Source organism: Demequina soli (assembly GCF_000971195.1).
GTDB classification, from domain to species: domain Bacteria; phylum Actinomycetota; class Actinomycetes; order Actinomycetales; family Demequinaceae; genus Demequina; species Demequina soli.
This window is the reverse complement of the sequence record NZ_BBLZ01000002.1, coordinates 569,998-594,839: the sequence shown is the minus strand read 5'-3', so window position 1 is coordinate 594,839 and position 24,842 is coordinate 569,998. Positions and strand designations below refer to the sequence as shown.

24 protein-coding genes are annotated in these 24,842 nt (G+C 73.6%); 9 read left to right on the top strand and 15 right to left on the bottom strand.

Annotated elements, in window-relative coordinates:
- Position 1: 1 nt before the first annotated feature.
- Genes AOM04_RS06140 through AOM04_RS06125 form a run of 4 tightly spaced genes read right to left on the bottom strand, consistent with a single transcriptional unit; the run spans position 2 to position 3,605 of the window.
- Complete coding sequence (locus AOM04_RS06140) at positions 2–877, bottom strand: ABC transporter permease (RefSeq protein WP_228373630.1); 876 nt, start codon at positions 875–877, stop codon at positions 2–4.
- Positions 877–1,674, bottom strand: a complete 798-nt coding sequence (locus tag AOM04_RS06135; protein WP_062463796.1) for an ABC transporter permease — start codon at positions 1,672–1,674, stop codon at positions 877–879. Before AOM04_RS06135 ends, AOM04_RS06140 begins: the two co-directional genes overlap by 1 nt.
- Complete coding sequence (locus AOM04_RS06130) at positions 1,674–2,498, bottom strand: ABC transporter ATP-binding protein (RefSeq protein WP_062463794.1); 825 nt, start codon at positions 2,496–2,498, stop codon at positions 1,674–1,676. The genes AOM04_RS06135 and AOM04_RS06130 overlap by 1 nt, the downstream gene beginning before the upstream one ends.
- A 15-nt stretch (positions 2,499–2,513) precedes the next feature.
- Positions 2,514–3,605, bottom strand: coding sequence for an ABC transporter substrate-binding protein (locus AOM04_RS06125; RefSeq protein ID WP_228373629.1), 1,092 nt, complete (start codon positions 3,603–3,605; stop codon positions 2,514–2,516).
- 228 nt (positions 3,606–3,833) lie between these two features.
- Between AOM04_RS06125 and AOM04_RS14890 the strand changes: the two genes are divergently transcribed.
- Both AOM04_RS14890 and AOM04_RS06115 read left to right on the top strand, forming a co-directional pair.
- On the top strand, positions 3,834–4,634 hold the full coding sequence (locus tag AOM04_RS14890; protein WP_062463792.1) for an FAD binding domain-containing protein: 801 nt from the start codon (positions 3,834–3,836) through the stop codon (positions 4,632–4,634).
- Positions 4,631–7,342, top strand: coding sequence for a molybdopterin-dependent oxidoreductase (locus tag AOM04_RS06115; protein WP_156160634.1), 2,712 nt, complete (start codon positions 4,631–4,633; stop codon positions 7,340–7,342). The genes AOM04_RS14890 and AOM04_RS06115 overlap by 4 nt, the downstream gene beginning before the upstream one ends.
- Here AOM04_RS06115 and AOM04_RS06110 read toward each other — a convergent pair.
- Positions 7,321–8,238: an XdhC family protein gene (locus AOM04_RS06110; protein WP_062463789.1), complete on the bottom strand. Its 918-nt coding sequence runs from the start codon at positions 8,236–8,238 to the stop codon at positions 7,321–7,323. The genes AOM04_RS06115 and AOM04_RS06110 overlap by 22 nt on opposite strands.
- Before the next feature lie 35 nt (positions 8,239–8,273).
- On the opposite strand from AOM04_RS06110, the gene allB reads away from it, so the two are divergent.
- From allB to pgi, 6 genes are all read left to right on the top strand, one after another.
- Positions 8,274–9,590 carry an allantoinase AllB gene (gene allB, locus AOM04_RS06105; RefSeq protein WP_062463787.1) on the top strand — a complete coding sequence of 439 codons (1,317 nt, stop codon included), beginning with the start codon at positions 8,274–8,276 and terminating at the stop codon, positions 9,588–9,590.
- Positions 9,591–9,661: 71 nt separating this feature from the next.
- Entirely contained in the window at positions 9,662–10,564 is a 903-nt protein-coding gene (gene pucL, locus AOM04_RS06100; protein WP_062463785.1) for a factor-independent urate hydroxylase, read from the top strand.
- A gap of 20 nt (positions 10,565–10,584) precedes the next feature.
- Positions 10,585–11,988 (top strand): amidohydrolase family protein, encoded by a 1,404-nt coding sequence (locus tag AOM04_RS06095; protein ID WP_062463782.1) that lies wholly within the window; start codon positions 10,585–10,587, stop codon positions 11,986–11,988.
- A 48-nt stretch (positions 11,989–12,036) separates the two neighbouring features.
- Positions 12,037–12,318 (top strand): hypothetical protein, encoded by a 282-nt coding sequence (locus AOM04_RS06090; RefSeq protein WP_062463780.1) that lies wholly within the window; start codon positions 12,037–12,039, stop codon positions 12,316–12,318.
- A gap of 111 nt (positions 12,319–12,429) precedes the next feature.
- On the top strand, positions 12,430–12,708 hold the full coding sequence (locus AOM04_RS06085) for a hypothetical protein (protein WP_062463778.1): 279 nt from the start codon (positions 12,430–12,432) through the stop codon (positions 12,706–12,708).
- Between the two features lie 139 nt (positions 12,709–12,847).
- The gene (gene pgi, locus AOM04_RS06080) at positions 12,848–14,524 is read left to right on the top strand and encodes a glucose-6-phosphate isomerase (RefSeq protein WP_062463776.1); all 1,677 of its coding nucleotides are present in this window, start codon (positions 12,848–12,850) and stop codon (positions 14,522–14,524) included.
- Positions 14,525–14,784: 260 nt separating this feature from the next.
- Here pgi and AOM04_RS06075 read toward each other — a convergent pair whose 3' ends face one another.
- From AOM04_RS06075 to uraD, 3 genes are read right to left on the bottom strand one after another with little or no spacing between them, the layout of a single operon-like run.
- Positions 14,785–15,435, bottom strand: a complete 651-nt coding sequence (locus tag AOM04_RS06075) for a DsbA family oxidoreductase (RefSeq protein WP_228373628.1) — start codon at positions 15,433–15,435, stop codon at positions 14,785–14,787.
- A 41-nt stretch (positions 15,436–15,476) separates the two neighbouring features.
- A complete protein-coding gene (gene uraH / locus AOM04_RS06070; protein ID WP_062463774.1) occupies positions 15,477–15,797 on the bottom strand; it encodes a hydroxyisourate hydrolase in 321 nt (106 codons plus the stop codon).
- Positions 15,794–16,267, bottom strand: a complete 474-nt coding sequence (gene uraD / locus AOM04_RS06065) for a 2-oxo-4-hydroxy-4-carboxy-5-ureidoimidazoline decarboxylase (RefSeq protein ID WP_062463772.1) — start codon at positions 16,265–16,267, stop codon at positions 15,794–15,796. The genes uraH and uraD overlap by 4 nt, the downstream gene beginning before the upstream one ends.
- A gap of 23 nt (positions 16,268–16,290) precedes the next feature.
- Between uraD and AOM04_RS06060 the strand changes: the two genes are divergently transcribed.
- Positions 16,291–16,851: a nucleotidyltransferase family protein gene (locus AOM04_RS06060; RefSeq protein WP_062463770.1), complete on the top strand. Its 561-nt coding sequence runs from the start codon at positions 16,291–16,293 to the stop codon at positions 16,849–16,851.
- A 2-nt stretch (positions 16,852–16,853) separates the two neighbouring features.
- Here AOM04_RS06060 and AOM04_RS06055 read toward each other — a convergent pair whose 3' ends face one another.
- The 7 genes from AOM04_RS06055 to AOM04_RS06025 form a co-directional block, all read right to left on the bottom strand.
- A complete protein-coding gene (locus AOM04_RS06055) occupies positions 16,854–17,699 on the bottom strand; it encodes a PhzF family phenazine biosynthesis protein (RefSeq protein WP_062463768.1) in 846 nt (281 codons plus the stop codon).
- Between the two features lie 65 nt (positions 17,700–17,764).
- The gene (locus AOM04_RS06050) at positions 17,765–18,400 is read right to left on the bottom strand and encodes a TetR/AcrR family transcriptional regulator (RefSeq protein ID WP_169816418.1); all 636 of its coding nucleotides are present in this window, start codon (positions 18,398–18,400) and stop codon (positions 17,765–17,767) included.
- A gap of 4 nt (positions 18,401–18,404) precedes the next feature.
- The gene (locus tag AOM04_RS06045) at positions 18,405–19,691 is read right to left on the bottom strand and encodes an allantoate amidohydrolase (RefSeq protein WP_228373627.1); all 1,287 of its coding nucleotides are present in this window, start codon (positions 19,689–19,691) and stop codon (positions 18,405–18,407) included.
- The gene (locus AOM04_RS06040) at positions 19,688–20,923 is read right to left on the bottom strand and encodes a pyridoxal-phosphate-dependent aminotransferase family protein (protein WP_062463764.1); all 1,236 of its coding nucleotides are present in this window, start codon (positions 20,921–20,923) and stop codon (positions 19,688–19,690) included. The genes AOM04_RS06045 and AOM04_RS06040 overlap by 4 nt, the downstream gene beginning before the upstream one ends.
- Positions 20,924–20,951: 28 nt before the next feature.
- Positions 20,952–22,532, bottom strand: a complete 1,581-nt coding sequence (locus AOM04_RS06035; protein WP_062463762.1) for an AtzH-like domain-containing protein — start codon at positions 22,530–22,532, stop codon at positions 20,952–20,954.
- Positions 22,529–23,617: an acetamidase/formamidase family protein gene (locus AOM04_RS06030; RefSeq protein ID WP_062463760.1), complete on the bottom strand. Its 1,089-nt coding sequence runs from the start codon at positions 23,615–23,617 to the stop codon at positions 22,529–22,531. The genes AOM04_RS06035 and AOM04_RS06030 overlap by 4 nt, the downstream gene beginning before the upstream one ends.
- Positions 23,618–23,784: 167 nt before the next feature.
- Complete coding sequence (locus AOM04_RS06025) at positions 23,785–24,840, bottom strand: SDR family NAD(P)-dependent oxidoreductase (protein WP_062463758.1); 1,056 nt, start codon at positions 24,838–24,840, stop codon at positions 23,785–23,787.
- Between the last annotated feature and the right edge of the window lie 2 nt (positions 24,841–24,842).

Here is a 24,842-nt window from a genome sequence, read left to right as displayed (position 1 = left end):
CTCACACCTGCTTCGACGGGTGCATGCCCATCCGCACGAGGACGGTGTTCTCGAGGATCTGCACCAGGTTGTACAGGACCAGCGAGACTCCCGTCACGACGACCACGGACGCCCACAGCTCGTCGAACTTGGCGGACGTCGAGTAGCCGTTGATGACGCCGCCGATGCCCTCGCCGGTAGCGAGCCACTCGGCGAGCAGCGCGCCCGTGATCGCGCCCGGCACGGACACGCGCACCGCCGCGAAGAACGCCGGCAGCGACGCGGGCAGCGCGACCTTGGTGAGCTGCTTGAGCGGGCTGCCGCCGTACACCTGGACCACCTCGAGCGACTGCTGCGACGCCTGCTTGAGCCCGAACGCGATGTTCACGAGCGCCGGGAACAGCACGACGATGCCGCCCATCACCGCGACCGTCATGAACTCGCGGCCGAAGATCATGATGATCACGGGCGCGAACGCGATGAGGGGCACCGAGCGCAGCAGCAGCGCGAGCGGCATGACCGCGTGCTCGAAGCCCTTGGACAGGCGGAAGCCGATCGCGCCCAGGAGCGCGAGCAGCAGGCCGGCGGAGAAGCCGATGGCAGCGTCGCGCAGCGTGACCGCGAGGTTGGAGGCGATCTCGTCACGGTTGGCGGCCGCGTCCTCGTCGACGAAGAAGAAGGTCCATACGTCGGCGGGGCCCTTCGCCACGTAGGGCGACAGGTCCGACACCCACAGGACCACCTGCCACATCACCACGACAGCGACCAAGGTGAGCACGAAGGTGAGCAGCGAGGAGCCGAGCGACCTCAGGGTCGACCGGCGCGCCTGGCGGCGCACCTGCTCGGCGAGCTCGGTCACCTGCTGGGTGGGCTGCTGAGGCTGTTGCATGACCTCCATCAGGCGGCCGCTCCCTTCGCCCACGGCGTCGACAGCCGCGTGAGCAGCCCGACCGCCAGGTACAGCACCAGCGCGACGGCGCCCGACGCGAGCGCGAGGCCCCACACGCGCGGGGAGTTGAGGGACTGCTGCGCGATGATCATCGCCGGGCCGATGCCCGTCTCGACCTTGCCGAAGTACTCGCCGAGCACCGCGCCGAGGAAGGCTGCGGGGACGGCGATCTGCAGCGCGGTCAGCACGGCCGGCAGGGACGCGACCACGCGCACCTTGCGCAGCTGCGTGAGCCGCGACCCGCCGTAGACGTGGACGACGTCGAGGCTGGCCTTGTCCGCGGCGTGCAGGCCCAGCAGCGACCCGACGACGGTGGTGAAGAACACGGACAGCGCCGCGATGAACACCGCGGTGCCGGACGGATCGCCCTTCTTGGGCACCTCGAAGATGAGGACCGCGAGCGGCCCGATCGCCACGATGGGGATGCAGTACGTGATCACCGCGAGCTGCATGACCGGCCCCTCGAGCCGCGGCACCACCATGACGAGGCCCGCGAGCACGAGCGCGATGCCGTTGCCCCACAGGTAGCCCCGCAGCGCCTCGTTGAGCGTCACCGAGAAGTGCGTGACGTAGAAGTCCCACCCGACGTTGCCCCACTCGGCAACCACCTGGGCCGGGGTCGGGATGGCCTTGGTGTCGCCCGAGCCGACGTTCGCGAAGATCGTCACGGACGCGATCCACCAGAACGCGATCAGGCCGACGGCGCTCAGCGTCGCCGTCGCCCACGGGGGCAGGCGGCGTCCCATCACTCGTCCTCGATGGCCGCGCCGCCCGCGCCGAACAGGAGCTCCGACGCCTGGTCGACGTACGCGTGGAACTCGGGGCTGCGCTGGATCTCGGGGGTGCGCGGGCGCGGCAGGTCGATCGTCATGACCTCCTTGACGCGGCCCGGGCGCGGGCTCATCACGGCGACCTGGTCGGCGAGGAAGATCGCCTCGGAGATGCCGTGCGTGACGAGCAGCGTGGTCGCGGGCTTGGCCGCGAGGATGCGCATGAGCTCGAGGTTGAGGCGCTGACGCGTCATGTCGTCGAGCGCACCGAAGGGCTCGTCGAGCAGCAGCACCGACGGCTTGAGGACCAGCGCGCGCGCGATCGACACGCGCTGGCGCATGCCGCCCGACAGCTGAGAGGGCTTGGCCTTCTCGAAGCCCTTGAGCCCGACGAGCTCGATGAGCTCCTCGATGTAGTCGTGGTCGACCGGCTTGCCGGCCACCTCGAACGGCAGCTTGATGTTGTTGTAGACGGAGCGCCACGGCAGGAGCGCCGAGTCCTGGAACGCGATGCCCAGCTCGTTGTAGGCGCGCAGGTCCTTAGGGCTCCGCCCGTCGACGCGGGTGGTGCCGCTCGTGGGCTGCTCGAGCCCGGCGAGGATGCGCAGGATGGTCGACTTGCCGCAGCCGGACGGCCCGAGGAGGGCCAGGAACGATCCGCGGTCGGTGTGGAGGTTCGCGTCCTGCAACGCGGTGACGGTCTTGCTCCCGGAGGAGAAGACCTTGGACAGCCCGGAGATCTGCAGGCCGGTGCCCGGGGCGGTCTCGCCCCGGGCACCGGTCTCGGTGACGTCGGTCACTGGTGCTCCCGCAGATCAGCCCGCGTAGGCGACGAGCTCGGGGTGCTCCGCGTAGACCTCGTCGAGCAGGCTCATGTCGAACAGGTCCGATGCCTGGAGGTCGATGCCCGCACCCTTGAGCGACGCGAGCGTCGCGGCCTGCAGGTCGTCGGAGATGGTGAACAGGCCGTTCGCGGCGGTCTCGTCGGAGACGACGAGGTCCTCGGCCTGCGCGGTCGCGCCGGCGATCGAGTTGTCGGAGTTGAGCTCGAGGTCCTTGCCGTACTCCTCGTACGCGAGGCGCGCGCCCTCGGCCGGGTCGTTGACCGCGTCCGTCCAGCCCTTGATCTCGGCGACCAGGAACGCCTTGAGGGCGTCACGGTTGTCCGCGATCGACTGGTCCGTGACCGTGACGGTCTCGGCGACGAACGGCAGACCGTTGTCGGCGAACGGCAGGTTGACCGTGTCGTAGCCGGCCGCCTGCACCGTGATGGCCTCGTTGGTGAGGTAGGCGATGAAGCCGTCGACCTCGCCGTTGGTGAGCGGCGCGGGGTCGTACTGCACGGGGACGATCTCGACGTCCTTGTCCGTGAGGCCGTTGGCCGCGAGCAGCGCCTCGAAGAGCGCGGTGTTGGAGTCCTGGACGCCGATCTTCTTGCCGACCATGTCCTGGACCGTCTTGATGTCGCCGCCGTCGGCCAGCGACAGGACCGTGAAGGGGTTCTTCTGGTAGGTCGTGCCGATGATCTTGAGCGGCGCCTGCTCGGAGGCGACGGCGGAGCCGATCGACACCGCGTCGGACAGCGCCACGTCGGCGGTGCCGGACAGCAGCTCGGCGGCGCCGGTCGACGGGCCGGGCACCAGGTCGACCGAGCTGAAGCCGGCGTCCGTGTAGTAGCCCTTCGAGTCGGCGAAGAACTCGCCCGAGAACTCCTCGTTCTTGATCCAGGACAGCTGGACGGTGAGGTCGCCGTAGTCCGCGGCTGCCGCCGGGGCCTCCGAGCCGCCCGAGGCCGAGGCCGCGGGGTCGGCCGAGCCGGACGAGCACGCCGTGAGCGCGAGCGCCGCGACGCCTGCGAGGCCCGCGGCGGCGGCCCGACGGCCCGCCTTGCCGTTCATGAAACGCATGTCTTCTCCCTCTGATGGACGCGCGGTGCGGCGGGAGCCCGTCACGAGGCGATCGCCTTCCGCGTATTCCGGACACACGTCCGGCACGTCGGGACGACGTTATGGAATGTAGATTTCATGAACATGCGCGGTTGTGTTTCGCCCTCGTAAATTCCGGTTTTCTTGACCCGATCGTGACTTTCGGGCGTGGCAGACTCGCCCGGACGGCCCGGTTCGACAGGAGGCGCCATGGATCTCACCACGGTGGCTGCCCATCGCGTCGCGGCCTCCCGCGCGGACCTGGCCCTGGCGCCCGGCGAGCGCTTCCTCGCGGGCGGAACCTGGCTGTTCTCCGAACCCAACCGCGACGTCACGGGCCTCGTCGACGTCACGCGCCTGCCCGGGCCCGGGCTGGCGGTGAGCCGGGAGGGCCTGACGATCGGCCCCGGCTGCACCATCGCCGACCTGCTCGCGCTGCCACCCCACGTCGGGTGGGCCGCGCAGCCGCTGTTCGCCGACGCCGCGCACGCCCTGCTCGCGAGCTTCAAGATCTGGAACGAGGCGACCGTCGTCGGCAACATCTGCCGCGCCTACTCGGCCGCCGCGATGCTCGCCGCGTGCGTCACCCTCGACGCCGATGCCCTGATCTGGGGCGCCGACGGCGAGGACCGCATCGTCCCCGTGGCGAGCCTGCCCACCGGGAACGGCACCACGACCCTCGCGCACGGCGACCTGGTGCGCGAGGTGCGCATCGGCGCCGACGCCCTGCGCGCGCGCACCGCCCTGCGCAGGATCGCGCTCGCCGAGCTGGGCCGCTCGGGCGCCGTGGTGAGCGGCCGCGCGCACGCGGACGGGCGCACCGTCATCGTGATCACGGCGGCGACCCTCACGCCCACCGTGCTGCGGTACGCCGCTCCCCCGCCGCCCGACGTCGCACGGGACGATGCGCGGGCCGGGTCGGGCTTCTACACGGACGCCCTCGGCGCGGCGGACTGGCGCCGCCACGTCGCGGGCGTGCTGGCTGCCGAGGTCGCGGAGGAGCTCGCGTGAGGGTCGACGGCGAGGAGGTCGCGGGCGAGCCGGCACCGGGACAGGTGCTGCGCACCTACCTGCGCGAGCGCGGCGTCCACACCGTCAAGAAGGGCTGCGACGCCGGCGACTGCGGCGCGTGCACCGTCCTGGTCGACGGCGCTCCGGTCCACTCCTGCCTCTACCCCGCCGTGCGCGCCGAGGGCCGCGAGGTCACCACCGCGGGCGGCCTCGCCCCCGGCGACGACCTCCACCCCGTGCAGGACAGCTTCGCGCGCCATTTCGCGTTCCAGTGCGGCTTCTGCACGCCCGGCATGACCGTGACCGCGGCGACGCTCACGGAGGACGACCTCCCGAACCTCGACCGCCGCCTCAAGGGCAACCTGTGCCGGTGCACGGGATACCGGCCCATCCGGGAGGCCGTCGAGCACGCGGTGCGCGGCTGCGGCGGCGGCTGCGTGGGGTGCCCGTCGGCGGCGGGGGACGATGCGTCCGGCGGGGTGGGCGCCAGCACGGCGCCTCCCGCCGCGGCCCGGGTGGTGCAGGGTCGCGAGCCGTACACGTTCGACACCGAGGTGCCGGGCCTCACCCACCTCAAGGTGCTGGGAAGCCCCCACGCGCACGCGCGCATCGTCTCCATCGACGCGACCGCCGCCCTCGCCATCCCGGGCGTGCACGCGGTCCTCACGCACCAGGACGCGCCCGCGGCGCGGTTCTCGACCGCGCGCCACGCGAACCGGCTCGACGACCCCCGCGACACCCGGATCCTCGACGACGTGGTGCGCTTCCACGGGCAGCGCGTCGCGGCGGTGATCGCCGACACCCCCGCGCTCGCCGAGGCGGGCTGCGCCGCGCTGCGCGTCGAGTACGACGTCCTGCCCGCGGTCATGGACCCGGAGGAGGCGCGCTCGCCGGGCGCCCCGCTCGTGCACCCGGACCGCACCTCCGAGGACGGTGTGGCCGACGCCGGCCGCAACGTGATCGCGTCGTGGAAGGGCGGCTACGGCGACGTGGACGCGGGGCTCGCCGCGGCGGCGGCCACCGCGACCGGCACGTGGTCGAACGCGCGCGTGAGCCACGCGCAGCTCGAGACGCACGGATCGCTCGGGTGGATCGACGACGACGGGCGCCTCACCCTGCGCTCGAGCACCCAGGTGCCGTTCCTCACCCGCGACGAGCTCGCGGTGATCCTCGACCGGCCGCGCGAGTCCGTGCGGGTCCTCACCGCCCGGGTGGGCGGCGGCTTCGGCGGGAAGCAGGAGATCTTCACCGAGGACATCGTCGCCCTCGCGGTGCTCGCGACCGGGCGGCCCGTCGCGTACGAGATGACGCGCGAGGAGCAGTTCGTGCGCACCGCGACCCGGCATCCCTTCCGGGTGACGGCGACGCTGGGCGCGGACGCGGACGGCGTCCTCACCGCGATGGACATCGCGGTCCTCAGCAACACCGGCGCGTACGGCAACCACGCGATCGGGGTGATGTTCCACGGCTGCGCGGAGTCGCTCGAGGCGTACCGCTCCCCCGCCAAGCGGCTCGACGCCGAGGTGGTCTACACGCACACCACGCCCGCGGGCGCCTTCCGCGGGTACGGGCTCGGGCAGGTGATCTTCGCGGTCGAGTCCGCGCTCGACGAGCTCGCGCTCGCGCTCGGCATCGACCCGTTCGAGCTGCGCCGCCGCAACGCCGTCCGCGAGGGCGACACGCTCGGGGTGACGGAGCGGCGCCACCACGACGACCTCATCTTCGGCTCGTACGGCCTGGACCAGTGCCTCGACCTCGCGGAGGCGGCGCTCGCACGCGGCAACGGGGTGCGGGCGCCGGAGGGTTGGGCCGTGGGCGAGGGCATGGCGTTGTCGATGATCGCGACGATCCCCCCGCGCGGCCACCGCGGCACCGCGTCGGTCACCGCGTTCCCCGACGGGACGGCGCTCGTCGCGGCGGGCACCGTGGAGTTCGGCAACGGTACGCACACGGTGCTCGCGCAGATCGCCGCGTCGGCGCTGGGGATCGCGGTCGAGGCGGTGCGGCTGCGCACCTCCGACACCGACGCGACGGAGCACGACACGGGCGCGTTCGGCTCGACCGGCATCACCGTCGCGGGCAAGGCGGTCCACGCGGCGGCGACAACGCTCCGGGCGCGTCTCGACGCGGGCGAGGCGATCCCGCCGGAGGGGCTCACGGCCGACGGCGAGACGGACGGCAAGATCCGCTCGCTCGCCTTCAACGTGCACGCGTTCCGCGTCGCCGTCGACCTCGAGACCGGGACCGTGCGGATCCTCCAGTCGATCCAGGCGGCCGACGCGGGCGTGGTCCTCAACCCCGCCCAGTGCCGCGGCCAGGTCGAGGGCGGGGTCGCGCAGGGCATCGGCTCCGCGCTGTACGAGGAGGTCCTCATGGGCGAGCACGGCGCGCCCACCAACCCCGCCTTCCGCGTCTACCGGGTCCCCCAGATGGCGGACGTCCCGGAGACCGAGGTGTACTTCGCGGAGACCTCCGACACGCTCGGACCGCACGGCGCGAAGTCGATGTCGGAGTCGCCCTACAACCCGGTCGCCCCGGCGCTCGCGAACGCGATCAGGCGAGCGATCGGGGCGCGTCCCATGGAGCTGCCGATGACGAGGGACCGCGTGTGGCGCCTCGCGGCCTCCCGCACCGGTCGGGACACTCAGTCCTCAGGAATGGGCACCGACGACCCTGTTCGGGACGCTCAGTCCTCGGAGCCCCGATGAATGGCGCCCGCGAGCCCCGTCAGCGGCCTCCCGGTCGCGCCCGCGCGGTCGAGCAGCACCTCGGCGAGGATGGCCACCGCGGTCTCGGCAGGCGTCGACCCGCCCAGATCGAGCCCGATCGGCGAGCGCAGCCGCGCGAGCGCCTCGTCGCTCACGCCCGCCTCGCGCAGCCGCTCGCGGCGCCGCGCGTCCACCACCCGCGACCCCATCGCGCCCACGTACCCGGCGGGCGAGGCGAGCGCGACCTCGAGCGCGGGCACGTCGACGCGCTCGTCGTGCGTGAGCAGGCAGATCACTGTCTCCGCGGAGATGTCGAGCCCACGCAGGAACGCGTCGGGCCAGCCGACGTGCACCTCGTGCGCGGCGGGCAGGCGCTCGGGGGTCGCGAACACCGGCCGCGGGTCCACGACGATGACGCGGTAGCCGAGCGCCCGGCCCGCGGCCGCGAGCGCGGGGCTGAAGTCGACGGCGCCCACGATCACGAGACGGGGCGCGCGTGGGCGGACGATGCGGTGCCCGAGCGGCAGCGCGAGCGTCACCTCGCCGTCGGCGAGGGATGCCTCCAAGGCGGCCACCGCATCGTCCCCGGGCGCGAGCCGGAAGGCGACGACGTCGACCGCGCCGCCGCACGCGAGGCCGGGGCGGTACAGGCTGGGCTCGCCGCCGAGGGTCTGCGTCACGGGTCGCGGATCGGCGAGGCGGGACAGCGCGAGCTCGTACGCCTCGGACTCGAGGCAGCCGCCCGAGATGGCGCCGATCGCGCGGCCGTCCGCGGTCACGGCGATCGCCGAGCCGGGCGCGCGCGGCGTCGAGCCGTGCACGCCGGTCACCACCGCGACGCCGAGCGCCCCGCCCTCGTGCAGCACCCCCAGCGCCTCGCGCGCGATCTCGAACACGTCCGCCAGTCTGTCACCCCGCCCGGAGGGATCGCATGACCCACGACCTCGTCATCCGTGCGCCGCGCGCCGTCCTCCCGACGGGCACCGTGCCCGCATCGGTCCTGGTGGACGGCGGACGCATCGTCGCGGTCGGCCCGATAGACGCGCACGCGGCGGCCGCCCGCGAGGTGGTGCTCGCGCCCGACGAGGTGCTCATCCCGGGCGCCGTCGACACCCACGTTCACGTCAACGAGCCCGGCCGCACCGAGTGGGAGGGCTTCGACTCGGCGACGCGAGCGGCGCGCGCGGGCGGCGTCACCACCCTCATCGACATGCCGCTCAACTCGATCCCGCCGACGGTCTCGCCCGACGCCCTCGCGGTGAAGCGCGCCGCGGCGGAGGGCAAGGCGCACGTCAACGTGGGCTTCTGGGGCGGCGCGATCCCGGCCAGCCTCGGGGGCCTCCGCGGCCTGTGGGACGAGGGCGTCTTCGGGTTCAAGTGCTTCCTCGCGCCCTCCGGCGTCGACGAGTTCCCGCACCTCGACCGCGCGCAGCTGGTGATGGCGATGGACGAGATCGCGGGCTTCGGCGGCCTGCTCATCGTGCATGCCGAGGACCCGGCGGTGCTCGAGATGTACGACCACCCCGCCGGCCGCGACTACGGGGCCTTCATGGGCTCGCGACCCCAGGCCGCCGAGGCCGGCGCGATCGAGACCGTCATCACCGCCATGCGCGCGACCGGCGCGCGGACGCACATCCTCCACCTCTCGGCGGCGTCGGCGCTGCCGCTCATCGCGGAGGCGAAGGCCGAGGGGCTGCCGCTCACCGTCGAGACCTGCCCCCACTACCTCACGTTCGACGCCGACCACATCCCCGCGGGCGCCACCCAGTACAAGTGCTGCCCGCCGATCCGCAGCGAGGAGAACCGCGAGCGCCTGTGGGAGGCCCTCGCCGACGGCACCATCGACTTCGTCGCCTCCGACCACTCCCCCGCGACCGCGGACCTCAAGATGGCCGGCGGCGGCGACTTCTCGGTGGCGTGGGGCGGCATCGCCGGACTGCAGACGTCGCTCGCGGCCGTGTGGACCGGCGCGCGCACGCGCGGCTTCTCGTTGGACGATGCGGTGCGCTGGGTCTCGACCCGGCCCGCGGCCTGGGCGGGGCTCGCGTCCAAGGGCGCGATCGAGGCCGGACGCGACGCGGACCTCGTGGCGTTCGCGCCCGAGGAGCCGTGGGAGGTGCACGCCGGATCACTGGAGTACCGCAACCCCGTGAGCGCCTACGACGGACACGCGCTCGCCGGCCGCGTGCGGCGCGTGTGGCTCGCGGGCTCCGAGGAGGCCGAGGGGACGCTCGTCGCGCGACCGTGAGCCCTGGAAATGTCCGTGTAATCCAACTGTCCTAGCGTGCGACGAGGCACCCGACCCCGAGAGAGGCGACCATGGCGATCATCCTGGGCGACCACCAGTACGGCAAGGCGGAGAACCGCATCGTGCGCATCGTGCGCGACAGCCCCCGCCACGAGATCCGCGACGTCAACGTGAGCACCTGCCTGCGCGGGCGCTTCGACGACGCTCATCTCACGGGCGACCAGGGCGCCGTGCTCCCGACCGACACGCAGAAGCAGACGTCCTACGCGTTCGCGAAGACCGTGGGGCTCGCCTCCCTCGAGCGGTACGCGCTCGCGCTCGCGACGCACTTCGTCGCCGACGTCGAGCCGGTCGACCAGGCACGCGTCGAGCTGGAGGAGTACGCGTGGGAGCGCGTCTCCGTGGGCGGCGCGCCGCATGACTTCTCGTGGGTCCGCTCGGGCCAGGAGGTCCGCACCGTCGCGGTCACGGTCGAGGACGGCGCGACGTGGATCACCGGCGGGCTCAAGGACCTGGTGGTGCTCAAGTCCTCGGGCTCGGAGTTCCACGGCTTCCTCACCGACGAGTACACGGTCCTCGAGCCCACCTCCGACCGCATCATGGCGACCTCGCTCGTGGCCAGGTGGCGCTTCGGGTCGGTGGACGTCGAGACCTTCGACTTCGACGAGGCGTACGCCGAGATCAAGGCCGCACTGGTCGAGACCTTCGCGAGCTTCCACTCGCTCGCGCTGCAGCAGACCCTGTTCGAGATGGGCAGGGCCGCGCTCGAGGCCGTGCCCGAGCTGGTCGAGGTGCGCCTGTCCGCGCCCAACAAGCACCACTTCGCCTACGACCTCGCGCGCTTCGGGATCGCCAACGACAACGAGGTCTTCCACGCCGATGACCGCCCGTACGGCCTCATCCAGGCCTCGGTCACGCGGGACGATGCACCCGACGCCGGGCCCGCGTGGCAGCAGTACACGGGGCTCGTCTGAGCCCTCGAGGAGCGTCCCCCATGACCCACGTCTACCGCGCGCACATCTTCCACATCACCGGCAGCCCCTCGCAGGCCGACCTCGACGCGCACCTCGTGTCGCTGCCTGACGGCGCGCTCGTGGTGTCCGAGGACGGGGAGATCCTGTGGACCGGGCCGTTCGCGGAGCTCCCCACGATGTTCTGCGACGCGCCGGTCACGCGCGCCGACTACCTCCTGCCCGGGTTCGTCGACGCGCACGTCCACTACCCGCAGTCGTACGCGACCGCCGCGCACGGCGGCGGCCAGCTGCTCGAGTGGCTCGACCACTGCATCTTCCCCACCGAGGCGCAGTTCCAGGACGCCGGCTTCGCGGACCGCGCGGCCCGCTACTTCACACGCCGCCGCATCGCAGCGGGCACCACCGCGGCGATGGTCTTCGGATCCGCGTTCCCGGTCGCGCAGGACGCCCTCTACCGGGAGACGCTCAAGGCGGGCCTGCGCATCGTCTCCGGGCGCGGCGTCCAGACCGTCGGGCCGCCCGCGGCCGCCGCGCTGCTCACGTCCGAGGACGATGCGATCGCCCTGGTCGCGGACGAGATCGACCGCTGGCACGCCGTCGACACCGGCGACCCGCGCACGGCGCGGGTCCAGGTCGGGATCGTGCCGCGCTTCTCGCTGTCGGTGACGCAGCGCACGCTCGCCGCGCTGGGCGAGCTGTACGAGGAGGCGCAGCTCCACGGCGTCTACTTCCACTCGCATCTCAACGAGAACAACCGCAAGGGCGACGGCGAGATCGCCGCGGTGCTCGGCTCGTACGGCGTGGAGGCCTATCTCGACACGTACGACGGCCGCTTCCTGCCGGGCTCGCGCTCGGGCGGGCGCTCGCTCCTCGGACGCCGCTCCTCGCTCGCGCACGCCGTGCACTGCCAGCCGCGCGAGCTCGCGCGCCTCGCGGAGACGGGCACCTCGATCGCGCACTGCCCGACCTCGCAGCTGTTCCTGGGCTCGGGGACGATGCCGTGGCGGGCGACCGTCGAGACGGGCGTCAACGTGGCGCTGGGCTCGGACATCGGTGCGGGCGACGAGTGGCTGATCTCGCGCGTGGCCGGCGACGCCTACAAGGTGCACATCTCGGAGCTCGGGGACGCCGGCAGGGCGCTCAGCCCGGCCGAGCTGCTGTTCGCCGCGACGCTTGCGGGCGCGCGCGCGCTCGACATGGAGCACGCGTTCGGCAACCTCGACGTGGGCAAGGACGCCGACTTCCTGCTCATCGAGACGGCGCGGTGGGAGCCGCTCGAGGGCATGCTGTCGATGGGCATCCGCGCGGAGGACGAGCAGCAGGCCACCCTCGAGGAGCTGTTCACCCTCATGGTGGGGCTGCGTCAGCCCGCGATCGCGGGAGTCTACGTGCAGGGCCGACGCGCGGTGGCGCCGGAGCTGTAGCCGGCCTCAGCCCTTGACGTCCCCCCTCGTAGACGCCACTGTGGGGGCATGAACCCGATCGCGAGGCGCTGCGTCCGGTGGGCCGTCGCGCTGCTCATCCTCGGCGCCGTCATCACGATCGCGAATCCGCAGATCGTGCTGGTCAACACCAACTCCGCGTCGAACGGCGACATCGGGCTCGGCTTCCTCACGACCGTCCTCGCGGCGGTGCGCGCCGTATCCATCCCGATCGGCGCGACACTCGCGGGCGCGGCGGTCGTGATCCAGGCGCTCGCTCCCGACCGCGCGCCCGCGCCCGCGCCCGCGCCCGCGCCCGCGCCCGAAGGTTAGGTGACGCCCTGCGAGGTGCTCACTGCCCGGAGTCGGGCCATCCGGGCACTGAGCACCGCGCAGCACGACCGGGCTTCGAGTCGCGCTGCCCCGCGTGGAAGAATTCGCGCCATGGCTGTCGTAGGTGATCGGATCGCGGAGCGCGCCGCGGAGGACTTCGGGCGCGCGGCGCCGCGCGTGGTGAGCGCGCTGGAGCGGCTCGCGGTGAGCCCGGGCGCGGACCTCGAGCGCATCCAGGCCGCCGTGCTGCTGTCCGCCCGCCGCGACCTCAGCCTGTTCGAGGACGCCCTCGAGCACGCCGTCGAGGACTGGCGCGACCTGCTCGACCGCGCCGGACTCGCGGGCGCGGACTGGGCGGCGCGGCTCGACGACGAGCTCGGCAGGGTCTGAGCCGCGCGACTGGAGGGTACGAGCATGCGGTTGTCTGAACTCTTCAACATGTTGAAGAGTTCAGACAACCGCATGCTCGTCCCGCGCTCCGCACCCAGGTCCCGGGCGCATCGTCCCCGACACGACTAGCCTGGCAGTCGTGACTGCACCCATCGATCCCACCGCCACCTCCGCCTGGACCGAGCTGGCCGCCCACAAGGACTCGTTCACCCCGGATCTCCGTGGGTGGTTCGCCGCCGACGCCGAGCGCGTCGCGCGCATGTCCCTCCCGCTGGCCGACCTCCACGTCGACCTGTCGAAGAACCTCGTCACCGACGAGATCCTCGCGAGCCTCGTCAAGCTGGGCGCCGAGACCGGCGTGGCCGAGCGCTACGCCGCGATGCTCGCCGGCGAGCACATCAACACCACCGAGGACCGCGCCGTCCTCCACACCGCGCTGCGCCGCCCCGTCACCGAGGACCACCTCGTGGTGGACGGCCAGGACGTGGACGACGACGTGCACGCTGTCCTCGACCGCGAGGCCGCGTTCGCCGAGCGCGTCCGCTCGGGCGACTGGAAGGGCGTCACCGGCAAGAAGGTGACCCACGTCGTCAACATCGGCATCGGCGGCTCGGACCTCGGCCCGGTCATGGTCTACGAGGCCCTCGAGCCGTACGCGACCGCGGGCATCCAGGCGCGCTTCGTGTCGAACATCGACCCGACCGACATGGGCCAGAAGGTCAAGGGTCTCGACCCCGAGACCACGCTGTTCATCGTCGCGTCGAAGACCTTCACCACGCTCGAGACGCTCACCAACGCGCGCCTCGCCCGCGACTGGCTGTGGACCTCCCTCGCGGCGGCCGGCGTCCCCGTCGCGACCGAGGACGAGAAGGCCAACGCCGTCGCCCACCACTTCGTCGCCGTCTCGACCGCGCTCGACAAGGTCGCGGCCTTCGGCATCGACCCGGCCAACGCGTTCGGCTTCTGGGACTGGGTCGGCGGCCGCTACTCGGTCGACTCGGCCATCGGCCTGTCGCTCGAGATCGCGCTCGGCCCCGACGTCTTCGACGAGCTGCTCGCCGGCTTCCACGCCGTGGACCGCCACGTCGCGGAGACCCCGCTCGAGCGCAACGTCCCGTTCCTCATGGGCCTGCTCAACATCTGGTACGTCAACTTCCTGGGCTCGCAGTCGCACGCCGTGCTCCCCTACGCGCAGCAGCTGCACCGCTTCCCGGCGTACCTGCAGCAGCTCACGATGGAGTCCAACGGCAAGTCGGTCCGCTGGGACGGCACGCCCGTCACCACGGACACCGGCGAGATCTTCTGGGGCGAGCCCGGCACCAACGGCCAGCACGCGTTCTACCAGCTGATCCACCAGGGCACGCGCCTCATCCCCGCGGACTTCATCGCGGTGGTCAACCCCGCCTACGCCCTCGAGGACGGCGGCCAGGACGTCCACGCGCTGTTCCTCGCGAACTTCCTCGCGCAGACCAAGGCGCTCGCGTTCGGCAAGACCTCCGCCGAGGTCGAGGCCGAGGGCACCACCGGCGCCCTCATCCCCGCCCGCACCTTCAGCGGCAACAAGCCCACCACGTCCATCTTCGCGCCCGCGCTCACGCCGTCGGTCGTGGGCCAGCTGGTCGCGCTCTACGAGCACATCACCTTCGCGCAGGGCGTCGTGTGGGGCATCAACTCGTTCGACCAGTGGGGCGTGGAGCTGGGCAAGAAGCTCGCGCTCGAGATCGCACCGGCGATCGAGGGGGACGATGCGGCGCTCGCCGAGCAGGACGCGTCGACCCAGGCGCTCATCGCGTACTACCGGGCCAACCGGAAGTAGCACCTCGCTGAACGAAGGGGCCGGGATCCGTGTGGATCCCGGCCCCTTCGTCGTGTGCGGGCGGGCCCACCTGCGGCAGCGGCATCGGATCGTGCGGTTCACGGCCCGGCTCGAGCCCCATGGCAGCGTCTGGTGCGGCCCCACCATGACTCCCCGCCGCGTGGCCGCCGCGCCGACCGCACACGACACGATCCCCGGCCCGACGCGGGCGCGGGCGCGGGGATCGTGAGCGATCACGGCACGAGGCCGGCCGCAGGGGGTCAGGCGGTCGCGGCCTCGCGGGCTTCGCGAGCCTTCGACAGCGCGAGCGCGAAGGTCGACGTGGGCTGCGCGCCCGAGATCGCGAACGCGTTGTCGAACACGAAGAACGGCACGCCGGTCGCGCCGTAGGCGGCGGCCTGCGCGACGTCCGCCGCGACGGCGTCCTCGTACTCGTCGGACTCGACCACGCGGCGGGCATCCGCCTCGGGCAGCCCGGCCTCGACCGCGAGGCGCACCAGCGTGTTCGCGTCGTCCATGAGCGCGCCCTCGGTGAACTGCGCCTTCATGAACCGGTCCTTGAGGACGGGTCCCAGGCCCGCCGAGTGGGCCAGGTGCAGCAGGCGGTGCGCGTCGCGCGTGTTCGCCGTCATGTACCGGTCGAAGCGGTAGTCGATGCCCGCCTCGGCGCCCAGGCCCTCGAGGCGGCCGTTCATCTCGCGCACCTGCTCGACGGTGGTGTTGAACTTCTCGGCCAGCGCCTCCGAATGCGGCCGGTTGGCGCCCTTGGCCTGCGAGGGGTCCAGCTGGAAGCTGCGGTAGCGGATCGCCACGTCCTCACCCGAGGCGGCGATGGCCTCCTCGAGGCGCTTCTTGCCGAGGTAGCACCACGGGCAGGCGATGTCCGACCAGATGTCGATCTCGATAGTCATGCCGCAAGAACGTACACGAGAGCGCGACGATTCCTGACGCGTCAACTACCGCGGTACGTCGAGTACCCGAACGGGCTCAGCAGCAGGGGCACGTGGTAGTGCTCGTCGCCCGCGATGCCGAATGCGATGCGCACCTCGGGGTAGAACGTCGCGACGCCGCGGTCGGCGAACCACTCCCCCGTGGCGAACACCAGCTGATAGGTGCCGGCCGCGAGCGACTCGGGTCCGAGCGAGGACACGCGCCCGTCGGCATCGGTGACCCCTGACGCGAGCTCCTCCGCGCCGTGCAGCAGCCGGACGCCCATCCCGGCCGCGGGCCGGCCGTGCACCGAGTCGAGCACGTGCGTGGTGACGTGGCTCATGATCCCTCCCCGTACGTGGCGCGCAGCCGCAGCAGCGCGATCCCTCTCAGCTGGTCGGCCACCTCGGCGAGCTCGACCGCGGCGTCGTTGCCGAGCCTGCGCTGCGCCTCCGCCACGATCTCGCCACGCGACCGCCCCGCCGCGCGGATGAGGAACACCCTCCCGAAGCGGTCCTCGTACGCGGCGTTCAGCTCGGCGAGCCGGGCCGCGAGCGCCTCGTCCTCGGACGCCGAGGCGGACTGCTCCGCGCGCGAGAACCGGGCCTCCGCATCGTCCCCCTGCCGGCGTTCGCCGATGCGGGGGTGCGCCGCGAGCGCCTCCTCCACCTCGGCGGGCGTGAGGGGCGTGGCGGCGGCGACCGCCGCGCGCTCGAGCTCGAGGAGTGTCGGATACGCCCGCGAGGCCACGGACTCGGCCCAGCGCGACACCCGTAGGCACGCGAGCAGGTCGTCTCGGCGGGGCTCGATCATGGTTCCTCCCTAGGATGAACAGCATGGCAGACAGGCTTGTCGGCGTGGTGCTCGCCGCGGGCGCCGGCAGCAGGTTCGGCGGACCGAAGGCCCTGGCACGGGACGATGCGGGGGCCTGGCTCCCGCGCGCGTGCGACCTGCTCAGCGGGGCCGGCTGCGCGACGGTGATCGCGGTGCTGGGGGCGGGCGCGGAGGACGCGCGCCACCTGCTGCCCCCGGGCGCCCACCCGATCGTCGCCGACGCGTGGGCCAATGGCATCGGCACGAGCCTGCGGGCCGCGATCCTGGCCGCCCGGTCGCTGCACGCCGACGCGGTGCTGGTGACTCTCGTGGACCTGCCGGCCCTCGAGGCGGAGGCCGTGGCCCGGGTGGCCGCGCGGTGGACCGGCGACACGTCGGTGCTCGCGCGCGCGGTCGACGACGGCACGCCCGGCCATCCCGTGCTGATCGGGGCGGCGCACCTGGAGAGGCTGCTCGCGACGGTCGGGGGCCGGCGCGGCGCGGCGCACTACCTCGAGGCGCACCACGCCGAGGAGGTCGACTGCACGGGCCTCGGCGCCGCGACGGACGTCGACGAGGCCTGAGCTCAGGCCTCGATCTCGCCGCGGATCGCGACGTGCGTCGCGCCGCCCACCCAGACCTCGCCGTCCGCCTCGGCGATGGACACCCGCCCCGCACGCCCGAGCATCGTGCCCTGGGCCGCGACGTAGGGCGCCGACAGGCGGCCCGACCCGACCATCCATTGCGCGAGCGACGCGTTGAGCGAGCCGGTCACCGGGTCCTCGCGCATGCCGGAGCCGTCCGAGGTGAAGAACGCGCGGACCTCGACCGCCGTGTCCGCCCCCTGCGCCTGCGGGCCGACGACGCCGATGAACCACTCGCCGGGGTGGCGCGTCGCGTCGGGGGCGAGCGCGCGCACCTCCTCGGCGGACGCGAGCTCGATGCCCACCCAGCCCGGCCCGTTGTCGACCCACCGCGCCGCGACCACGCGATCGCGTCCGATCCCGAGGACCGCGCACACCTCGGCGAGGTACGCCTCGTCGACCTCACCCGTGCGCAGCGGCGCCGGGGCGGCGAACGCGAGCGCGTCGCCGTCGCGGCGGATCTCCACGAGGCCGACACCGCACTCCTGGACGACGCGACCGGCGTCGCGGGGAACGCCGCCCGCGTCGAGCCACGCGCGCGCCGTGCCGAGCGTGGGGTGGCCCGCGAAGGGCAGCTCGGCACGCAGCGTGAAGATGCGCACGCGGTAGTCGGCATCCGGCGTCGTGGGCGGCAGCACGAAGGTGCACTCGGAGAGGTTGGTCCACGACGAGATGTCGGCCATCTGTGCATCGGTGAGACCCTCAGCCTCGAGGATCACCGCGACGGGGTTGCCGGAGTAGGGGCCCGAGCCGAACACGTCGACCTGGCGGAAGGGGTGCGTCGTCATGGCCTCGACGCTAGCCGGGGCCCGGGGTGCCAGTCGCTGCGGGCGCGGCACCGGACGCGCAACGGTCAGGCGGGCGGCGGCGCGACGGGGCGCAGGTCGCCCTCGCGGTCGGGCGATCCCTGCGCGGCGAGCCCGCGACGGCCGATCGCGAGCAGCCGCCTCCACACGAAGTCGTTGGACTCGTTGGCGTCGGCCGCGAGCATGCCGGCGCCCAGGATGACGGCGATCAGGTCGCTCGGGAGCACGTCGGGCGCGAGCAGCCCGGCCGCCTGACCGTCCGCGACGAGCGCACGCAGCGACTCCGCGGTGGCGGCGGCGACCGGGTTCGTGGGCCTCATCCCGCCGTGGCGCGCGGCCAGCTGCGGATACGAACGGTGCCGCGCGAGCGTGCCGACCGCGACGCTGAAGAACTCGTCGAGCCGTGTGTCCATGTCAGGCTGCTCGCGCTGGAGCACCGCGACGATCGCGCGTTCGACGTGGTCGGACGCGATGTCGTGGAGCTCGACGAGCAGCTCGTCGCGGCTCGGGAAGTGGCGGTAGAACGTGGCCTCGCCCACCTGGGCACGCTCGGCGACCTGGCTCAGGGGCGCCTCGATGCCCTGCTCGTCGAACACGGCGAACGCCGCCTCGACCAGGCGCGCGTGGTACGCGCGGTAGTCGCCGCGCCCGGCGCGGGGACGGTCGGCGGCCGAGTCGCTCACCACGTCACGCTAGCGGCTGCCACCGCTGAGCGACAGCGAGGATCGCCGCCTCGAACGCGTCGATCGCGAGCGCGACGTCGCCCACCTCGACGGACTCGTCGGGCTGATGGCTGACGCCGCCGTTGCCGCACCGCACGAAGAGCATCGCGTAGGGCGCGAGCGCCGCGATCGCCATCGCGTCGTGACCCGCCTTGGACAGCAGCTCCATCGGCTCGCGGTCCCCGGTCGCGACGCTGATGCCGTGCTCGACCGCCTCGCTCAGGCGCCGCTCAGACGAGGTCGCGGGGGCGACGTGGCGCAACGACTCGGTGAACTGCAGGCGACGCGCGCCGGCGGCCTCGACCGCGAGCGCACGGATCCTCGCCCACGCGCGGTCGCGCTCCGCGTCCGTCGCGGCGCGCACGTCGAGGGAGAACTCGGCGCGCCCGGGGATGACGTTGGCGGCCCCCGGCGCGACCCGCATCTCGCCGACCGTGCCGACCACGCCCTCCGCCAGCGCGACCTGCTCGACCGCGAGCGCGGCCGTGGCGGCGCCCAGCAGCGCGTCGCGGCGGTGGCGCATCGGCACGCCGCCCGCGTGGCCCGCCTCGCCCTCCATCGCGAGGTCGAAGCGCTTGGCGCCCATGATCCCCGACACGACGCCGAGAGGGCGTCCCGCGTCCAGCAGCAGCGGGCCCTGCTCGATGTGCGCCTCGAGGTAGCCGACGACGCGCGCGGGGTCGAGGGCGGCGTCGCCCACCCGCGCGGGGTCGAGGCCGAACGCTGCCAGGGCGTCGCGCAGCGTCACGCCGTCGCCGTCGGCGAGGTCCAGCCAGGCCTCGTCCCACGTGCCCGCCACGGCGCACGAGCCCAGCAGGGTGCGTCCGAAGCGCACGCCCTCCTCGTCGGCGAATCCGATCACCTCGATGCCGAACGGCAGGCGCGCGCCGTGGGCGTGGAGGCGCCCCACGACGGCGATGGCGATCATGACGCCGAGGATGCCGTCGTAGCGACCCGCGTCGGGCACGGTGTCGAGGTGGGAGCCGAGCACGAGCACCGGGGCGTCCTCCGTGGCGCCCGGGTACGAGCCGCGGATGTTGCCCGCGGCGTCCTCCCACGCGCGCATGCCGGCGAGCTCGAGCCACTCCCCCGCCTGGGCGTTGGCGCGCGCGTGCTCGGGCGAGAGGTAGACGCGCTCGATGCCGCCCTCCATCGCGGAGACCCCTGCGAGCACGTCGCAGCGGCGCATCGCCTCGACGGCGTCCTCGAGCGCGCCGCCGGGGGCGGCGGCCGCGCGGCGGGCGCGCCTCACGCGGCCACCCCGGCCCCGGCGTACGCGTCGTACGCCGCGTCGACGCCCCCTCCGGCGGGCACGCCGTACCCCTGGTACCGCAGCACCGCCTCGAGCGCCGCGAGCGTGGTGAGGACCGCGTCCTTGCGCGCGTTCCATCCCATGGTGCCGATGCGCCACACCCGGCCCGCGAGCGGGCCGAACGAGGTCCCGATCTCGATCCCGAAGTCCGCGAGCAGCGCGCTCCGCACGGCCTCGCCGTCGACCTCCTCGGGGATCTCGACGGCGACCACGTTCGCCATCTTGTGCGCCGGGTCGCCGTACACGCGAAGGCCCATGCCCTCGAGGCCGGCGGCCATCGCCTCGCCGTGGAGCGCGTGTCGCCCCTGGTAGTGGCCCAGCCCCTCCTCGAGGACCAGCCGCGCGCACTCGCGCGCGCCGTAGAGCATCGTGGTCGCCTCGGTGTGGTGGTTGAGCCGGCGCGGGCCCCAGTAGTCGAAGATCATCGCGAGGTCGAAGTAGTTGGAGCGGATGGGGTGCGCGGTCGCGGGGTCGCCCGCCTCGCGGATGCCGGCCTCGATCGAGCGACGCCCCTCGATCACCTCGACTGCGCGCGGCGAGAACGTCGCGGGCGCGGAGCCCGACGGCCCGCCGAGGCACTTCTGCAGCCCCGCCGTCGCGGCGTCGACGCCCCACGCGTCGACGGGGAACGGGTTGCCGCCGAGCGTCGCGGTGACGTCCGCGTAGAGCAGGCAGTCGTAGCGGTCGCACAGCTCCCGCAGCCCGTCGAAGGGCTGCATCATCGTGGTCGACGTGTCGCCGTGGACCACGGCGAGCACGCGCGGCCGGGCCCGCTCCATCGCGGCCGCGATCGCCTCGAGCGGCACGACCTCGCCCCACGGCGCCTCGACCGTGTGGACCTCGGCGCCGCATCGTCCCGCGATCTCCGCGAGCAGGTGCCCGAAGCGCCCCATGATCGGCACGAGCACGCGATCGCCGGGCGACACGAGCGACACGAGCGCCGCCTCGATCGCGCCGCGTGCGGTCGCGTCGACCAGCAGCGTGTGCGCGTTGGCGGTGTCGAACACGCCCCGGTAGAGCTCCTGGACCTCGCCCATCGCGGCCGTCATGTAGGGGTCGTACTGCCCGACCAGCTGCGCCGACATCGCCTGCAGCACCCGCGGGTGCGCCGTGATGGGGCCGGGCCCCATGAGCAGGCGCGCGGGAGGGTCGATCGGGCCTGGCAGGGACATCGGGGCCTCCCCGGAATGTTGATGAGACCTACACAGTGTGCCCGAGCGATGTTTCGCCGGCGTTGCGCAGCGCGGCCTCGAGCGCGAGCCCCGCGTCGACCAGCGCGCGCTCCGATCCGCGCGGCCCGACGAGGCACATCCCTACCGGCCCGTCGGGCGTCTCGAGCAGCGGCACGGACAGCGCGGGGCGCCCCGTGAGGCCCGCGATCGCGGTCATGCTGAGGGTCGCGCGGCGGCGCTGCTCGAGCTCGGCGTCGCTCGCGTCGAGCGCGGGGGCGGACGATGCGGCGGCCGGGATGAGCAGGATCGCGTCGCCGAGCTCCATCTCGAGTCGGGCGGCGAGCAGCCCCGCGTCCGCGAGCGCGTCCTCCTCCTGCGCCGGGGTGACGTCGCGCGCGAGGTCGAAGCGCTCCTGGACGTCGGGCGCGAGCGCGCCGGGGTGGTCCTCCACCCAGGCGCCGTCGGCACGCCACGCCTCCGCCTGCTGGGTGACGCGGAACGCGGCCAGCAGGTCGTCGAGCGGCGGCACGTCGACCGGCGCGACGCGAGCCCCCGAGCCGTGCAGCGCCGCGAGCGCGGAGTCGAACGCGTCGCGGACGCCGGGGGTGCACGCCATCATCACGGCGGGCGCCGCGAGCAGGTCGCCCGAGGTGGGCGCCTCGGGCACCCCCGCGAGCCCGGCCTCGGCGACCCGGCGCATCGTCTCCCCGTCGCGGGTGAGCCAGCCGGCGGTGTCGTAGCGCGGCGCGAGCGGCGCGACGCGCGCGAGGCTGACCGCGCCGTGCGTGGGCCGCAGGCCCCACAGCCCCTGGTAGGAGGCGGGCACACGGATCGAGCCGGCGGTGTCCGTGCCGAGCCCGATGGTGGCCTGGCCGAGCGCGACCGCGGTCGCGGGGCCCGAGCTCGAGCCGCCGGGGATCGCGCCCGGCACGGCGGGGTTGGGCGGGGTGCCGTAGTCGGGGTTGAGGCCCGCGACGGAGTACGCGAACTGGTCCGTCTGGGCGATGCCGAGCACGCTCGCGCCCGCGTCGAGCAGCGCCTGGACGGCCGGCGCGGTCTCCGGCTCGATGGGCGCCTCGTCGAGGTAGGCGCGCACGCCGATGCCGATGCGCTGGCCCGCGATCGCGAAGAGGTCCTTGACCGCGACCGTCTCACCCGCCAGGGGCCCGTCGGGGGCGCCGGCGACGAGCGGCGTGCCGACGACTCGCCAGATGCGCGTGTCGAGCGCGGGCGCGGGCGCCGTCACGTGGGCGGCGGCGACGCGCCACGCTCCGTCGGCCCCGCGCCGCCACAGCTGCGTCACGAGGCCGCGCCCCCCGCGGGACGGGACGTTGACGGTGGTGACGAGCGCCGCATCGTCCCCCGCGAGGTGGATGCGGAGCTCGCGCACCTCGCGGGTGCCGGCGCCGCCGCGACGCGAGCGGAAGCCGGCGATGCGGTCGTGGCCGACGAGCAGCCCGTCGCGGTCGCCGCGCACGGTCGCGGGCCCGGGCTCGAAGGCGGCGGCGAGCGCCGCGACGTCGTCCTCCGCGAGCGCGGCCTCGTACGCGAGCACCGCCTCCACGAGCCCCTCGGGTGCGGCCGCGCCGCCCTCGACGATGATGGTCATCCGACCCCCTCGAAGTCGGCGCGCCGGATGCGCGCGTGGACGCCCGTGACCAGGTCGACCACCTGGGAGATCTCGAAGTCGGTGGCCGCGGACAGGTAGGCGTACGCGAGGTGCGGCGCCATGCCGTGGCGCGCGCCCAGCAGCGCGATGGCCTGCCGCACGCACGCGCGCATGGCCTCGTCGAGGTCGGCGTCGAGGCCCGTGGGCATGAGGTGGGTGGCGTCGACCGCGAGCGGCCCGGCGAGGTCGCCGAAGTCCCGCGCGGCCTCGCTCGCGTCGAGCAGGTCGAGCCGGATGCGGGCCCGCAGGGACGCCTCGAGCGCGGTGAGCGCGACCTCGCCGTTGCCCTGCGCGAAGTGGGGGTCGCCCACGTACGCGAGCGCGCCCGGCACCTGCACCGGCACGTACAGGGTCGCGCCGGCTGTGAGGTGGCGGATGTCGATGTTGCCGCCGTGGCGCCCGGGCGGCACGGAGTGCGCGGCCTCGTCGGTGTCGGTGGCGACGCCCATGATCCCGAGGAAGGGCGCGAGCGGGAAGGACACGGCGCGCTCGCCGCCCTCGGTCAGCGGCAGGCGGCCGGTCCACGTTCCCGCGGCGTCGGGCGCGATCGGCGTGAACACCGAGACCGTCCCCGGCGTCGCCGGCATCTCGCCCGGCAGGGCGCCGCGACCGTGGCGGTTGGAGATGACGCCGTACGGCACGCGCGGGGTCGCGTCGAGCAGGGTGATCGCGAGCAGGTCGCCGGGGCGCGCTCCGCGCACCTCGATGGGCCCGGTGACGAGGTGCGGGCCGTCGGCGTCGCCGCGCGTGCGGGTCGCGGCGATCGCGACCGCGTCGTCGAGCACCTCCTCCCGGGGGACGCCGTGGGCGCCGAAGAACGCGACGGGGTCCTGCCCCTGGTCCGGCAGGAGGCCCTCGTGGCTGACGGTGTCGACCGTGAGGTCGGTGCCCGGGTCGACGGCGAGGACGGGCGCGTCGCCGCGCTTGGGGAGCCGGCCCCAGCGCACGGCCGCGGGATCCGCGGGCAGGTACCGCGCATCGTCCACGCGCGCGCCGGGCTGCAGCGTTCCCTGGTAGTCGCCCACTCGGTCTCCCTCCCGTGGGTCACCCCACGGCGCGGCCTGGTCCTGCGCCGAGACTACAGCGGTCCCGGTGCGAGGCCTCGGAGCCCCGCTCGGACGGGTCCGCGCGCCGGACGCACGAGGGCCCCGGGGTCGCCCCCGAGGCCCTCGCTCGTTCCGGCCGGCCTCCCTCAGACGGCCGACCACCCGCCGTCCGACGGCAGGATCACGCCATTGAGGTTGACCCCGTCGTCCGAGAGCAGGAACGTGATGGAGGCCGCGAGCTGGTCCGCCGTGGTGGCGCCCGGCATGACGGCCATGCCGGTCATGACGCGCTCCTGGCCGAGCGGCGAGTCGAAGCTGGCCTCGATGTTGGTGATGACGCCGCCGGGGGCGACCGCGTTGGCACGGATGCCGGACGGGCCGTACATGAAGGCCGTGCTCTTGGTGAGGCCGACGACCGCGTGCTTGGACGCGGTGTAGGCGACGCCCGCGGCCGAGCCGCGCAGACCCGCCTCCGACGCGATGTTGACGATCGAGCCCTTGCCCGCCGCGAGCATCGCGGGGATGACCGCGCGACCCAGCTTCATCACGCCGGTGACGTTGACGGCGAAGACCCGCTCCCAGACCGCGTCGGAGACCTCGCCGAGCGGCGTCATGTTGTCCATGATGCCGGCGACGTTGGCGAGCGCGTCGATGCGGTCGCCCGCGGCCTCGAGCACGCGCGCGAGGTCCTCGTCCTTGGTGACGTCCGCGGTGACGGTGACGACGTCGAGGCCCTCGTGCTCCGCCTTCATCTCGGCGAGGCGCTCGGCGGAGATGTCGAGCGCGATGACGCGGCCGCCCTCGCGCGCGACGCGCGAGGCCGTGGCCCGGCCGATGCCCGAGCCGGCACCGGTGACGATGACCGTCTTGCCGGTGAAGCGGCCCTCGGTGACCTTCTCGACCCACTCGGGGGACTCGACGGCCGCGGGGGCCTCGACGGCGGGCTCCTCCACGGCGGGGGCGGCGGGCGCGCCGCCGGCGGCGCGACGCTCGGTCTCGGCGACCATGCCGTCGAGCATCTCCTGCGTGAAGCGGCCGCCGCTGAGCTTGATGAGCTTGTTCATCGAGAAGCGCTTGACGGGGCCGAGCGAGCGCTCGTTCTGGCCGCCTTCCGCGAGCATCTCGCGCATGACCTGTCCGGCGACGGGGTGGGCGAGCCAGTCGGCGACCTTGGTGTCGCCGGTGGGGACGGGCGTGGACATGG